The sequence below is a fragment of the Pseudomonas sp. GM80 genome, from assembly GCF_000282515.1.
Classification (GTDB): domain Bacteria; phylum Pseudomonadota; class Gammaproteobacteria; order Pseudomonadales; family Pseudomonadaceae; genus Aquipseudomonas.
Map to the genome: position 1 here is coordinate 82,460 of NZ_AKJD01000094.1, position 12,899 is coordinate 95,358.

A 12,899-nucleotide genomic window follows, 5' to 3' on the forward strand; every position below is an offset into this window, starting at 1 on the left:
AATGATCGATGCACGTCTGCAACTGGCTTATTCCGGCTTCAACCTCGACGTCGACCTGCATTTGCCGGGTCGCGGCGTCTCCGCGCTGTTCGGCCATTCCGGCTCAGGCAAGACCACTTGCCTGCGTTGCATTGCCGGGCTTGAACGCGCCGAACACGGTTTCGTGCAAATCAACGACGAAATCTGGCAGGACAGCGATAACGGCATTTTTGTCCCGCCACACAAGCGCGCACTGGGTTATGTGTTTCAGGAAGCCAGCCTGTTTCCACACTTGTCCGTGCTGGCCAATCTGCAATTCGGCCTCAAGCGCATTGCCAGATCCCAGCGTCGCGTCGACATGGCGCAAGCCACCGAACTGCTCGGCATTGGCCATTTACTTGAACGTCATCCGCAGCATTTGTCCGGGGGTGAACGCCAGCGGGTCGGCATCGCCCGCGCCTTGCTAACCAGTCCGAAACTGCTGCTGATGGACGAACCCCTCGCCGCGCTCGACAGCCAGCGCAAAAACGAAATCCTCCCATACCTGCAACGCCTGCACGACGAACTGGATATTCCGGTGCTGTACGTCAGCCACGCGCAGGACGAAGTGGCCCGTCTGGCCGATCACCTGGTGTTGCTCAGCGAAGGCAAAGCGCTGGCCAGTGGCCCGATCGGCGAAACCCTTGCGCGCCTCGACCTGCCGATGGCCATGGGTGATGACGCGGGCGTGATCATCGAGGGGCAAGTCAGTGCCTACGATGCGCAGTATCAATTGCTCAGCCTGCAACTGCCCGCGACCGCAATGAACATCCGCGTGACGCACGCACCGATGTCAGTGGGCCAGGCCCTGCGCTGCAAGGTGCACGCGCGCGACATCAGTCTGACTCTGCAAAACAACGAACTCAGCAGCATCCTCAATCGCCTGCCGGTCACAGTGGTCAGCGAGCAGGCGGCGGACAACGCCGCGCATGTGCTGATCCGTCTCGACGCCGGCGGGACGCCGTTGCTGGCACGGATCACACGGTTCTCCCGGGATCAGTTGGGCGTGCATCCGGGCCAGCAACTCTGGGCGCAGATCAAGGCTGTTGCCGTACTCGCGTAAATCATTCGGCACCACGGCAACGGCGCGCGGTCAATCGTTATACAGACCACCGCGCCACCGAAGGAAGCCGCCATGCCCGATACCGAGTTGATCGATGCTCTGCCATCCGACCTGCACTATGTCGATGACACGCAGCCCGGTATCACCCGCAAGAAACTGCGCGGCAAGTTCAGTTATTTCGAGCCGTCCGGCCAGCGCATCACCGACCCCGACGAGATCAAACGCATCAACGCCCTCGCCGTGCCGCCGGCTTACACCAATGTGTGGATCTGCCCCGACCCGCGGGGCCATCTGCAAGCGACCGGCCGTGATGCCCGTGGCCGCAAGCAATATCGCTATCACTCGCGCTGGCGCGAAGTGCGCGATGCTGACAAGTATTCGCGTCTGCGTGAATTTGGGCTGGCATTGCCAAAACTGCGCAAGCAACTGGAAACGCTGCTGGAGGCACCTGGGTTCAGTCGCGACAAGGTCATGGCCACAGTGATCACCTTGCTCGACGCCACGCTCATTCGCGTCGGCAATACGCAGTACGCCCGTGACAACCGCTCTTATGGTCTGACCACGCTGCGCAGCCGCCACGTTGAAGTCAACGGCAGTGCGATCCTGTTTCAGTTTCGCGGCAAAAGCGGCATCGAACACCAGATCACCGTCAAGGATCGGCGCCTGGCGCGCATCATCAAGCGCTGCCTGGAGATTCCCGGGCAAAACCTGTTTCAGTACCTGGATGAAAACGGTGAGCGACACACAGTCAGCTCTTCGGACGTCAACGCCTACCTGCAAACGCTCACCGGCGCCGACTTCACCGCCAAGGATTACCGCACCTGGGCCGGCAGCGCCCTCGCATTGGCGGTGCTGCGAGAGCTGAGCCATGAGACGGAGACCGAAGCCAAGCGGCATGTGGTGGAGATGGTCAAGGGTGTCGCCAAGCAACTGGGCAATACGCCTGCGGTGTGTCGCAAGTGCTACATCCACCCCGCCGTGGTGGAAAAATTCATGCTCGGCGCCCTCGCCGAATTACCGCGACCGCGCATTCGCAAAGGCTTGCGTGCTGAGGAAGTGGCGCTGGCAATGTTTCTCGAACGCATGAGCGAGATGACAGACACGCCTTGATCGATTGCCCATCGTCCTCTAGGCTAGCCACCTTTCCCTCTCCCAGGACGACCGCAGAAGTGAACAACCCGGCCCTTTAAAAATGCATTCGCGACACGTCGTCAACGGCGCGTGTCAGTTTTCACGACATTTTTCTGGAGGTGCCGATGACTCACGTCTCGCGTACGCCTGCACTCGTCTCGCTGAACCAATTGAGCTTTCAATTCGCCAACGGCGAGACGATTTTCGACGCACTGAATCTCACGTTCGATCACTTGCCGACCGCCATTGTGGGGCGCAACGGTGCCGGCAAAAGTGTGCTTGCACGGCTGATCGCCGGCCATCTGCAGCCTACTGCGGGCAGTGTGGTGCAAGCGGTTGCAGTGCGTTATATCCCACAGATATTCGTCGCCACGCCCGGCCAGTCGATCGCCGAAGCGACGGGCACGGCTTCAGTGCTCGCGGCCTTGCAACGGCTGAAACTCGGTAGCGCCACCGATGACGATTTCGACACCATCGGCGAGCAATGGGACCTGGCAGAGCGCCTTCGCCAGCTTCTCGACGAGGCCGGGCTCAGTGAGCTCGATGCGACGGATCTGACGGAACATCTCAGCGGCGGTCAGCAGGCCCGGATCGCCCTGATTGGCGCACTGTTGAGCCAGGCGCAATTGCTGATACTCGATGAGCCCACCAATCATCTGGACAGCGCCGGCCGGCAATGGCTGATGAGCAGGCTCGAACAATGGCGCGGCGGTCTGATTGTGGTCAGCCATGATCGGCAGTTGCTGCAACACATGCGCAGGATCGTCGAACTCACGTCGTTGGGCGCGACGGTGTTCAGCGGCTGTTACGCGGATTTCGTAGAACAACGCCAGCGCCAACGGGCGGCGGCTCAGGCGCAGCTCGATCAGGCACGCATTGAGCGCCAGCGGCACCGCGCGCGTCTGCAACGCGAGCACGACACGATCCAGCGTCACGCCGCCGGCACCCGACGCAATGCCGAAACGGCCAACGTCTCCAGCATGGAGCGGTCGGCCATGAAAGCCGCCGCGAAGGAGATCATGGGCCAGATGAAAGTCGGCCATCAGGCCCGTAAAGCCGATCTGGACGAGCGCGTTCGCGAGGCATACGCCCGAGTCGTGCCGGATGATGGAGTGTTGATCAACCTGCCTGGCAGTGTTGTGCCCAGCGGTCGCCAAGTGTGCACGTTGGTGGACGCCTGTCTGCCGTGGCTGCCGGTGGATGCGTTGACCCGTCGCGTGAATCTGAACATCCACGGCCCGATGCGCATTGCTATCAGTGGCCCGAACGGCTGTGGCAAGTCGACCCTGCTGAAAATGCTCGCTACAGAACTGGCACCTGTGAGCGGTGAATGCAGCACCCATGTGCCTTTTGCGTTTCTCGATCAGCAACTGAAGCTACTGGATGCCCAAACCAGCATCGTTGAACAATTGCAGGCCCAGCAGACACCGCTCAACCAAGGCACCTTGCGCAGTTTCCTGGCCCAGCTGCAACTGAATGCACAGCGCGTGACGCAACCCTGTGACTTGCTCAGCGGCGGTGAACGCCTGAAAGCCGCTCTCGCCCTGGCGTTATGGCGCCAGACGCCGGCGCAACTGCTGTTGCTCGATGAACCGACCAATCACCTTGATCTGTCTTCGGTACAGGCATTTGAACAAGCCTTGCAGACATTTCCGGGCGCGATTGTCGCCGTTTCCCACGATCTGGCGTTTCTCCAGGCGTTGCATCCCAGCCATTGGCTCACTTGGCATCCCGCCGGCTGGCACTGGCAACCGACGAGTTGAGCTGTCTATTTTTTGCACGATTGCCGCAGGCTTCTATAGTTGATCTGACACGAATCAACTGCGGTGACGCCATGGAAGACATTTTCGTCGTAAAGCGTTGCAACAAGATCATTATTCACGGTCGGCGCGCCGGCGAAAGCCAGCACGATCCCGCCGAAGCCATTGGCTGGTTTCGCATCTGCGACACCCGCACTGGCGGTTTCATCGGCGACGGCTACGACGCCCAGGAGGACGCACAGCTTGAATGTCAGCGCCTCAATGCAGTCAGTTCGCCCATACCGGCCCGCGAGGTTTCCGGCTGATGCCGATCATAACCGGGTCTATACTGAAACCAGCTGAAGGAGCAGCACCCCAACGGCACAAGGCTCGCCACTCGCGGGCTTTTTGCTGCAGCTCAGCGGTTTCATAGAACGGAGGTGTTCCATGTCCGAAAAAGAGTCCATCACCACCCTCCTCACCCTGCTCGACGCACGGCAGGCGCGCCTCGCAGCCGCTTGCAAGGAGATCGCCGACTGGGTCGATCACCAAGGCGGCCATCCGACAGCCCTGCGCATTCGCGATCGGCTGAACGACATCGAGAAGGATGCCCCGCTGATTCGCAACACGTTGTCGGCGCTCAAACCTGTGGATCGGCCACTGCCACGCTTCAGATAATCATCACGGTACCAACCCATCGCCCCGCCGCAAGGTTCGCGGGGCGTTAAACGGCAATTGCAGTGTTGTCGAGTGATCGATTGCGCGGCACTTTCAGGCTTTCCTGGCCAAACTGTTTCTTTTCACACAATCCTCACATCTGCGCGCTTACAGTGAACTCACTCCTTTAGTGACTACCTTTAACGCCCGCCCGCATGCGGGTGTTTTTTTGCCGATAGTTCGTCTGCCGAACAGTCATGGCTGTCAGTTGTCATAACTTTGTACACGTCACGAAGGAGACAGTTCATGGTTATCCATTTCAACGTCGACGGGCATCTGGCCTGTGGCCATAAAGGCAAACACCTCACTGCCAGTCGCGAACTCAATCGCGTGAAATGCCGCAGCTGCCGCAGCACCGATGCCTACAAACAAGCGCGAAAAGATCAACGCAACAACGCACGCCGTGTCGCCCGTCAGGCAAAAACCACGCACCACGCCGTCAACTGGCGCGCGGAGTGGACTGAACGGCTGGCCGCGATGGCCGGACGGCAACGCTTGCCTCGTGGCTTTGCCCGGCAAGCGTACGTTTAAACCTGCATAAAAAATGGGCCGATAAAATCGGCCCATTTGCGTTAGTTGTTCACTGACAATTTTTAACTTGTTCGTTTCCGATCGTGTTCACGCGAGTTTGCGCTCTCTACGTAACTTGACCTACTTAACAATCACACCTCTCATGTATTGATTCAGATCTCGTAGATCATTAACAGTCCAAGCATGGGGCGCCAGCTTTACACCATTCTCTCGCAACGCTTTGGGGATCAAGTCCCCATTGGGGCGAAGTATGATCGATGACACGATAACGCCTGGATAATCACTGAGTCGCTTCTTGAAGGCAGAAGTGGTCAGGTCAGGCGTAGGCGGATTGCTTTTATGGGCCAGCGGGCCGGTTCCTTTAATCTCGGCTCCATGACACATGGCACATCTCTGTGTATAGAGCGCTTTGCCATTGGCCGTATCCCCGAAGGACAATGAGGTTTGAACCAGTGTTACCAGCGCTAACGACGCGGCGAATAATATTTTCATCCTTGATGCAGCCTTAATCCTGGCAAAAGATGACGCGCGATTGGCATCAGCTATAGAAAGGGCGAAACAGTTTTGATGCGGCGCACAGACGACCAAGCCGTACGTCCACGATCGAAAGGCAAAAAGTAATGCCTAGCAAGTGAATTGCGCACCCACATCAAAATAACCGAGCGGAAACAAACAAGGGCTTGCATCAGCTTTCGCCCGCAAACCCTTGATTTTAAGATGGTGCCCGAAGCCGGAATCGAACCGGCACGCCCTTACGAGCGGGGGATTTTAAGTCCATTATTTTTCCCTTATAAATCATATGCTTATAGTATTTATTTTTCCGCATCACACAGTTTCCTTGTTCGTTCTAGGGTAGTGAAACCAGGACCTCAAAAGAAATTGCGGAAAGAATTCGGGCCGCCGGAAGCCCGCATTTCAAGGCAAGGCAGACGGATGTCCGTCGTGTTCGCCAGGGCAAATTGGTGCAGAAGTTCCAGAGTTTGGAACTACACAGCGTTCGGCAGGTTCAGTGCGGCCAATGGTTCGGCCATGCTTACTCCCATTTCCAACCGATGGTGTTCGCCGACGGCTCAGGCGTCAGTTCGAATACCCGACATTGATCAGCGGCCAGCCGCCTCCCGGGTCAGTAAAGCCGTCGATCAATTACCCTGCAGTACGTGCCCGTAAGGAAGGATTACCCGCAGCAGGTCGTCGGACTTGGGTCATTGTAAATAATGCTGCAGTTCAATGCTGGCGCGTCCAGTTCCGGCATCGCTCAAGCGAACTGGACATTCGAGCGTTGTTCGCTCGATCGGACCCTGCCCGAGATAATGGGCGATCCCCATTACGGTTACCACGCACTCATAAACTTCAGACATGCACGGTTGTTCCCTGTTGGAGTAAATGGCGATGCAGGCATCAACCAGACAGTCAGACAATGGTAGACCAGCCCCTATAGGACTGGTATGCACGCTGCCCAAAAAAGGCCCCACACTGGGACTAGGTGTGGGGGCCGATTGAACATAGGCTGGAATTCTGTCAATCGGTAGGCCGTTTATGAATTTCTGAGTCGCATGATCGCGTCGGTGATCGCTTGCGCATTTCTATCCAGCGTTTCCAAGGCTGAAACGGCATTATCGGCGACTTTGTCTGCACCAGAATCTGAGATCCACTGGGCAATCTCTTCGATCGCCGCACCGAGGGCATGGTGGTTGTGCAGGAGTAATGTCAAGGCATCGGCTGTTGCAATGTTGCAGTCTGGATTATTCGGCATGGCTGTCATCCTTGAAAGATATTCAAAAGCTTAGTTCATCTGACGCCAAGGTTGGAATGTTCACTTCAACTGGGACCTTGAAGTGAACGCAAAGGCGGCACTACGTGTTGAAAGCGCCGCTAGGATAGCTAGAAACAAACAAGTTTTTTATCTGCTCCCACAATCTCCGCTGAAAAAAGAGCAGGTACGTCTGCCTCCAATAGCGAGCCGGACAAATAACACAATTACTTGGCCAACCAGAAAAAATAATATCCGGTAGAAATTGCAATCAAAAACGCAATCAACCCCCCCCAGAAAAAATTTTTCGCAGTTGATCTTCGATTAGCAATCACACTAACCTGCTTCCCGAACAAAAATACATTTCCTGGATAAAGATAATTGAAAACCTTTTTAAACGGCACTACGGTTAAGACAATGATCATCACAGGAAACATCATCATTACATAGAAGAAAGTTGGAATCTTGATCTTGACTTCCCTTGACTTGATAAGGTAGTCAAGTTTTTCATTTGCACTTGTACTAGCAAGTATGGAATTTAATGTCTCTGTGTCCGTCAGCTGTGGTGCCATATTCATCATAGAATATATAAAGAAAGCTAGCATAAGCGATGTAAAAATCAACAGGACCGATTTTTGATTGGAAAAATTGAGACTCGGTATATTGCAAACTTCTTTCTGTATGTATTCTTTAAGCTCAGAGGCCAGCAGATACACATCATCTCTCACTTCGCCAGAAACGGTAAACTCAACGCCTTGCTCTGAGTCAAAATATATTTCGAGCAGCAGACTGGGGTCTGCATACTCAATCTTGATGTTTTTAATTTTCCGCGTTGAGTCGTTATCCTCAGTCAATATACGGTCTACTTCAGACGTTCTATATACCAGAGAATCTTCTCGAAAAATTTCAAAAATTATGTCCTTGTGATTCTCCTCTGGAACCCTCTTCTTAATATCAGAATAAATTCTTCGCAGAGTCTCTTCATTCAACTCAAATCGTTTTGGGAATTTCTTGATAATTTTCGCCGACATATTCCGCTAACTCCATGCAGTATTTATTTTATTAATTTAAGTCTAATTTATAATAGCACTTACCGAATCAATGCAACGCACCCTGATGGACCTTGGAATAAAAAACCGATACAACAGCAGTGCTTAAATCGGGAGAATCTTATCTAATATAGTCAGCTCACTTACTTTCTCGCCCCTTTCAGTGCTCCCGGTTTGCATACAATCAACGGATTATGGATCGCCCATGATGTTATTGCTACAAATGCTTGGCCAGACCTTACGGTATGTATTACATCTCAACGTTGCACAGCCACGACCCCAACAGCGTGGTGAGCGACAGCTTTGAGATCAATGGAGAGTTGAAAGGAGCTGCGAATTTTCATCGCCGCTGGCCTGATTAACATAGACACAGGCAGACACCCATCCGGATTATTTACTCACCAAAATAGCGCCCCAGTCCCATCTCAGTCCCATATGGCCATTTTTCGCATGCCAAAAACCACAACCCCCTGACTTTCTCTAGCAAAATCAGTGGTTTGCGTTTACTGAATGTGGCGGTGAAGGAGAGATTCGAACTCCACAACTTCTGCGACAACAAATATTCACTGCGATACCTTGTCAATGACACCTTTTCGCCAGAAGAAGTCGCCTGATGAGACAGCCTTCGACCCGAAGCGGAATATCACTTAGGGCTTACTGAGATTTTTGCCAAAATAATCTATGACCTCATTGGCCTGCGTACCCTGGCGGAAACGTTTCTGACCTTCGAAGTCCGTCGAGGGCAGCATGTGGATTATCTGATGATCCGCATAGAGGGACATAACATCATGCGGACTCAACCCTCCGGCGCGTTGTCCCGTAAGCGTGTTAGTCGCCTCAATGGCAGCACCAATCATTACGTCCGCCAGCTGTACTGCAGGACTAGTCCTCGAGTCGACTTGCGTCACTGACTGGAGCTTGAGTGGAAAGGTGAGGCTTGCGATCTCCGATTGGCGAAATGTCACCTCGTCCTTGTGATTAATAAAGCGCAACAGCAAGTCATGGTAAGAGAGCAGGTTCTTGGACTGATCATGCTCAACCAAGTATGGACCATCAGCCATGACTTCCATCCGGCTTATTAGCGATTGCAACACCACAAAAGCGGCGTCAGTGGTGACACCTGATGTGGCGATCGCTTGAAGGCATTCCGGCGCGGCATACTTCGCCAAAGGCCCCAACGCCTCCGGTAGTTCCTGCCAGCGAGTGGCGCGAGCAGCTGCTACGAGGTCAGCAAGTGCTGCTGGGCTTTTTTCCTTTACGGCGCGCTGGAAACAAACGAGCATCAGCCTAAAGGCTGTCTCTCCGAGAAGAGTGGGGCCCGCCACATAAAGCAGCGACCCGAGCGCATAGTTCTGACCATCCTTATAAAAGTCGCATCCGCGCTCGTAGTAGTACGGTTCAACTGCGTAATCCAGAAACATCAACAGCAGCAAAAAGCGCTTGTCACAGACGTAGGTAACGCACTTGTGATGGGTCAGGACATCGCGCATTAACGCCAGAAGCCGTGGGTGATTGGCTGACCGGCGTGACAGAGCGCGGTACTTGAGCTCTTCCGCTTGTAGCTTAGGAAAGTGCTCTTTGATCAAGCGTCTGGCCTGATCATCATCAATGGCAATGGCAGCGGCCCCTTGGAACCTCTGCTCGAGGTTCAGCAGGTCAAATCCGGTATAGCCACTTTCGTCGACTCTAAAGCACTCCATACGCAACTCCCGGGGGTCGTCGACAGCACTGAAAGAGAATGTCTCTTCTTCTGTATGTGCCGCAGGGTTACTAATGACGACGGACAATTATCGCGGATTAGCAGCATCGGCGACCGCTTGCACAACTGCCGCCTGGGCTGCTCCAGCGATAGCAACAGGCATTGAGCCAAGCCCAAGCTGATTCATCCTTTCAAGGGTTTCCACAATGGTGAGGACGAGGTTCGGATCGTAGTCATCTCTGTCAGCCTCTTCGTGAATACCTTTGTTTAGATACGTCCATACGTTCGATTGAACCGGAACACCTATTACCTCTCCAAGCCCCTGAACGACGCCTGGTTTGTCCTGATGCACGAATGTTCTGGCGTCATCGAGCCGCTTTTTCAAAGCCTCGCAGAGATTTCTCAGATTTGGCTCCGCCCCGCGGCCGGCTAGCGGCAGGGTTATTACACCGAGGTCGTTCTTGCCGAGCCACTTCCAAATCTTGTCCGTAAGCATTTCCAGTGCCTGCCTGGATGCGCCCAATGCGTTGCGCCAGTCACCAATGTCCAAAGCAGCACGGGCTTGCTGCAGATAGTTGAAGGTGTTCTCGTTACCCCTTACCCGCGGCCGGTGATCCCCGATATGGGGCATGAAGTAGTAAGCCGTCCATTGGCCTCTCTCGACATGATTCTGCAGATCCTTGATGAATTCGCTGCTGTGGCACGTGACGATAATTTGAGTTGCTGCGAAGCGATCGCTCTGGAAAATCGCCTCTCTGATGCCTTCACGGTGCTCGGTGTCAATCGCGTTGATCGCATCGTCAAAGATGATCGTCGGCGCCTGAATATGCAGTGCCTTTGCAAGAAGGATTGCAACGCCCAGGCAACGAACATGCCCCTCGCTGAGGACGTGCAACGCATCTACCCTGGTCTCTGGAGCAGCGCGAAACGCCAGCCCGATGCGCTCGTCTTCGTTGGTCGGCAGATAAAGTGCCGCTAGCTTGTCGCCGTCATGATCGCGTCTATTGAACTCGTTGTAGATCTCCAGAGCGACAGTGTTAAGCCCCGCTATGAGCGCACCGGGCAGCTCTGATCTGAACTGCCTGAGTAGCCTCAAGAATTCGTCATAGGCCGCTTTAATGCGTCGACCGAGTGCTAGCTGCACTGCCTCTTGCTGCACTGCATCGATGAGCGCAGCGTTTGCTTGGTCAAAGTTGGCAATTGTCTGTCTAGCTATGCCAACTAGTCGGGCCACCTCAGCGCGGCGTGTTTGAAAACCTGCTACAGCCTGCGCTGCCTGAACGAGTCGAGTGCGTTCATGTGCCAGTGCCGCGCGATCTGCCAGTGCCTGGTTTGTCTGAGCATCAATCCTTTCGCACTCGGCTGCTAAGTCGATGATCCGTTGCGCCATCGAAGGCGTATCGCCTTGTTTTACACCGCTCGCTTTCCACCAGGCATTACTGTGGTCAGCACCAGGTGATGCGAGATATCGCAACCTGTCATCAGCATGATCAGGGTGGGCACTAACTCGCTGACCGAAGGCAGTTAAAAGCCCCTCCAAACCTCGGGAAGCACGTTCCCATTCGCCTCGCACTGTGTTTTTTTCAGCCTGCAAGTTGGCGAGCTCTTGAAGCTGAGCCAGACCGTTACGTGCCTGCACGTATGGGTCACGTACAACGTGATAGTCACCATTGATTGGCGTCCCACAAGCGGGGCAGTTATCGGGCGACAAGGCTTGTAGGCCAAGAACCGCGTTGTACAGATTTTGGAATGAGGTCTCACCAGTCTTTGCGGTGAGCCTTTTGTCCACATCCTCAAGCCGCTCCTGCTCACGATCAGCAGCCTGATATGCCATAGCTAACGCGTTGTTGCTAACGCCATAAACACCTGGTGTTGGCCCATCCAGTTGCGCATTGAGGTAATGCAGACGACCTGGAGCTGCATCGCTGCCTATGAGTTCAAGAAGCTGCTGGTACGAAAGGCCGGCAGCATAAGCTCCGGCATAAGCAGCTTCCTCTTGCGCGATTGCCTGAACTGCTTGGAGCTCGCCATTTATTGTCGCTTGATCGCGCTGCAGCGCTGCACGCTGTGTTTCCAACTCTTGCTGTTTGATCGCAACCAGGTCGAGCTGCTGGTCCATCGACTCGTTGAAGTTAGTGACGAAGTCATGGAACTGCTCCATACCAAACAAAGCCGCTATCAGATCCTTCTTTTCGCCTGCGCTCTTAGCAGCAATTCGCGAAAAGTTATCTATGCGGTTTTTCTCAACGAAGCAGAATCGATAGGCCTCTGAGTCCGCTTGCACTGTCGACACCTGACCGTCCGCACCTCGCGCAGCGAGGACGGGGGCTTCATACCTATTTTCGTGAAGGTTCGCGAAATAGCGCTGAGGAGGGATTCGCTTAGCCGACGCCTCATCTACGCCCCCCAAAAGTGCCAGCTCTAACGCCTCGCAAAGGCTCGTTTTGCCGCTGCCATTAGGGCCGTAGAACATGGTAATTCGCTGAGGAAAGTTGAACGTCTCAGCCACTCGGAAGCCACGAAAAGGGCCGACGGTTAGACGATCCAATGCGCTCCACGCCCACTGGCCAACAGTAATCGCCCCAGCAACTGCGGGAGGAGTGAAATCTGTCTGGAGCAGAGACTCTCTAGCCTTAGCGGCCAATACCACCGATCGGCGGCTCAAAGCACGCGAGTTTGCGGCCACAGTGTCGAAGTTTTGGTCGACCAGATTTGCAAAGCGTCGAGTGTCTTCGGTAGAACCGCGTTCTGGAACATGAAGCCAAGCTAGGAATTGCTGGTAGTCATGCAGAGCCGAACTCATATCGTTTACCTCCTGTAAACGTACCGCGGTCAACATCCAATCGCTGCGATAATTCCAACCACATCTTCTGATGCCGAAATCGAATTGGCAAGAGCGTCGGATTCAATAACCCCAAGCCCTTCAGGGACTAAGTGCGCGATGTCGAGGTAGCGCGATCAAAATCAAAGCCCACGCTGGCCGGCTTCGGTGAAAGCATCACTAAATTGATCCGCAGAGGCGCTATGCATGATCACGATCCGAATGCATCGCTGCCAAAACTGTTGCCTATGAGGTTGAAGAGAACTGCGAGGAAACCTGAGCCGAAGGCACAAAAATGTTCCATAATCAAAGCGGAACAGTTCGAGTCATAACTTATTGAAATTACTTGATTTATATATGGACTTGAAAACCGTCGACTGT

12 protein-coding genes and 1 pseudogene are annotated in these 12,899 nt (G+C 54.4%); 7 read left to right on the plus strand and 6 right to left on the minus strand.

Features of this window, described 5'->3' with window-relative positions; genetic code table 11:
- The first annotated feature begins 1 nt into the window (after position 1).
- The 7 genes and pseudogenes from modC to PMI37_RS16245 all read left to right on the plus strand — a co-directional run bounded on the left by modC (position 2) and on the right by PMI37_RS16245 (position 5,199).
- Positions 2-1,081, plus strand: coding sequence for a molybdenum ABC transporter ATP-binding protein (gene modC / locus PMI37_RS16220; RefSeq protein ID WP_008082699.1), 1,080 nt, complete (start codon positions 2-4; stop codon positions 1,079-1,081).
- Between the two features lie 72 nt (positions 1,082-1,153).
- On the plus strand, positions 1,154-2,191 hold the full coding sequence (locus tag PMI37_RS16225; protein WP_008082700.1) for a DNA topoisomerase IB: 1,038 nt from the start codon (positions 1,154-1,156) through the stop codon (positions 2,189-2,191).
- 260 nt (positions 2,192-2,451) lie between these two features.
- Positions 2,452-2,805 (plus strand): annotated as a pseudogene (locus PMI37_RS32535) (ATP-binding cassette domain-containing protein); the annotation flags it as partial.
- 90 nt (positions 2,806-2,895) lie between these two features.
- On the plus strand, positions 2,896-3,975 hold the full coding sequence (locus tag PMI37_RS16230) for an ATP-binding cassette domain-containing protein (protein ID WP_443216820.1): 1,080 nt from the start codon (positions 2,896-2,898) through the stop codon (positions 3,973-3,975).
- Positions 3,976-4,046: 71 nt separating this feature from the next.
- Positions 4,047-4,277: a hypothetical protein gene (locus PMI37_RS16235; RefSeq protein ID WP_008082702.1), complete on the plus strand. Its 231-nt coding sequence runs from the start codon at positions 4,047-4,049 to the stop codon at positions 4,275-4,277.
- A 121-nt stretch (positions 4,278-4,398) separates the two neighbouring features.
- Positions 4,399-4,629, plus strand: coding sequence for a hypothetical protein (locus PMI37_RS16240; RefSeq protein ID WP_008082703.1), 231 nt, complete (start codon positions 4,399-4,401; stop codon positions 4,627-4,629).
- Between the two features lie 285 nt (positions 4,630-4,914).
- Positions 4,915-5,199 carry a hypothetical protein gene (locus tag PMI37_RS16245; RefSeq protein ID WP_008082704.1) on the plus strand — a complete coding sequence of 95 codons (285 nt, stop codon included), beginning with the start codon at positions 4,915-4,917 and terminating at the stop codon, positions 5,197-5,199.
- Between the two features lie 120 nt (positions 5,200-5,319).
- On the opposite strand, the gene PMI37_RS16250 is transcribed toward PMI37_RS16245, so the two are convergent.
- The 6 genes from PMI37_RS16250 to PMI37_RS16275 form a co-directional block, all read right to left on the minus strand.
- Entirely contained in the window at positions 5,320-5,691 is a 372-nt protein-coding gene (locus PMI37_RS16250) for a c-type cytochrome (RefSeq protein WP_045123165.1), read from the minus strand.
- 710 nt (positions 5,692-6,401) lie between these two features.
- The gene (locus PMI37_RS31865) at positions 6,402-6,557 is read right to left on the minus strand and encodes a hypothetical protein (protein ID WP_157173091.1); all 156 of its coding nucleotides are present in this window, start codon (positions 6,555-6,557) and stop codon (positions 6,402-6,404) included.
- A gap of 176 nt (positions 6,558-6,733) precedes the next feature.
- Positions 6,734-6,952: a hypothetical protein gene (locus tag PMI37_RS16260; RefSeq protein WP_008082706.1), complete on the minus strand. Its 219-nt coding sequence runs from the start codon at positions 6,950-6,952 to the stop codon at positions 6,734-6,736.
- 224 nt (positions 6,953-7,176) lie between these two features.
- Positions 7,177-7,980, minus strand: a complete 804-nt coding sequence (locus PMI37_RS16265; RefSeq protein ID WP_008082707.1) for a hypothetical protein — start codon at positions 7,978-7,980, stop codon at positions 7,177-7,179.
- Between the two features lie 665 nt (positions 7,981-8,645).
- A complete protein-coding gene (locus PMI37_RS16270; RefSeq protein WP_008082708.1) occupies positions 8,646-9,698 on the minus strand; it encodes a DUF3800 domain-containing protein in 1,053 nt (350 codons plus the stop codon).
- 87 nt (positions 9,699-9,785) lie between these two features.
- Positions 9,786-12,500: an AAA family ATPase gene (locus PMI37_RS16275; protein ID WP_008082709.1), complete on the minus strand. Its 2,715-nt coding sequence runs from the start codon at positions 12,498-12,500 to the stop codon at positions 9,786-9,788.
- Positions 12,501-12,899: the final 399 nt, after the last annotated feature.

What these genes read in the sequence shown, in the direction of transcription:
- modC (WP_008082699.1), top strand. Translation starts at nt 2, where the DNA reads ATGATCGATGCACGTCTGCAACTGGCTTATTCCGGCTTCAACCTCGAC.
- PMI37_RS16225 (WP_008082700.1), top strand. Translation starts at nt 1,154, where the DNA reads ATGCCCGATACCGAGTTGATCGATGCTCTGCCATCCGACCTGCACTAT.
- PMI37_RS16230 (WP_443216820.1), top strand. Translation starts at nt 2,896, where the DNA reads ATGAGCAGGCTCGAACAATGGCGCGGCGGTCTGATTGTGGTCAGCCAT.
- PMI37_RS16235 (WP_008082702.1), top strand. Translation starts at nt 4,047, where the DNA reads ATGGAAGACATTTTCGTCGTAAAGCGTTGCAACAAGATCATTATTCAC.
- PMI37_RS16240 (WP_008082703.1), top strand. Translation starts at nt 4,399, where the DNA reads ATGTCCGAAAAAGAGTCCATCACCACCCTCCTCACCCTGCTCGACGCA.
- PMI37_RS16245 (WP_008082704.1), top strand. Translation starts at nt 4,915, where the DNA reads ATGGTTATCCATTTCAACGTCGACGGGCATCTGGCCTGTGGCCATAAA.
- PMI37_RS16250 (WP_045123165.1), bottom strand. Translation starts at nt 5,691, where the DNA reads ATGAAAATATTATTCGCCGCGTCGTTAGCGCTGGTAACACTGGTTCAA.
- PMI37_RS31865 (WP_157173091.1), bottom strand. Translation starts at nt 6,557, where the DNA reads ATGTCTGAAGTTTATGAGTGCGTGGTAACCGTAATGGGGATCGCCCAT.
- PMI37_RS16260 (WP_008082706.1), bottom strand. Translation starts at nt 6,952, where the DNA reads ATGCCGAATAATCCAGACTGCAACATTGCAACAGCCGATGCCTTGACA.
- PMI37_RS16265 (WP_008082707.1), bottom strand. Translation starts at nt 7,980, where the DNA reads ATGTCGGCGAAAATTATCAAGAAATTCCCAAAACGATTTGAGTTGAAT.
- PMI37_RS16270 (WP_008082708.1), bottom strand. Translation starts at nt 9,698, where the DNA reads ATGGAGTGCTTTAGAGTCGACGAAAGTGGCTATACCGGATTTGACCTG.
- PMI37_RS16275 (WP_008082709.1), bottom strand. Translation starts at nt 12,500, where the DNA reads ATGAGTTCGGCTCTGCATGACTACCAGCAATTCCTAGCTTGGCTTCAT.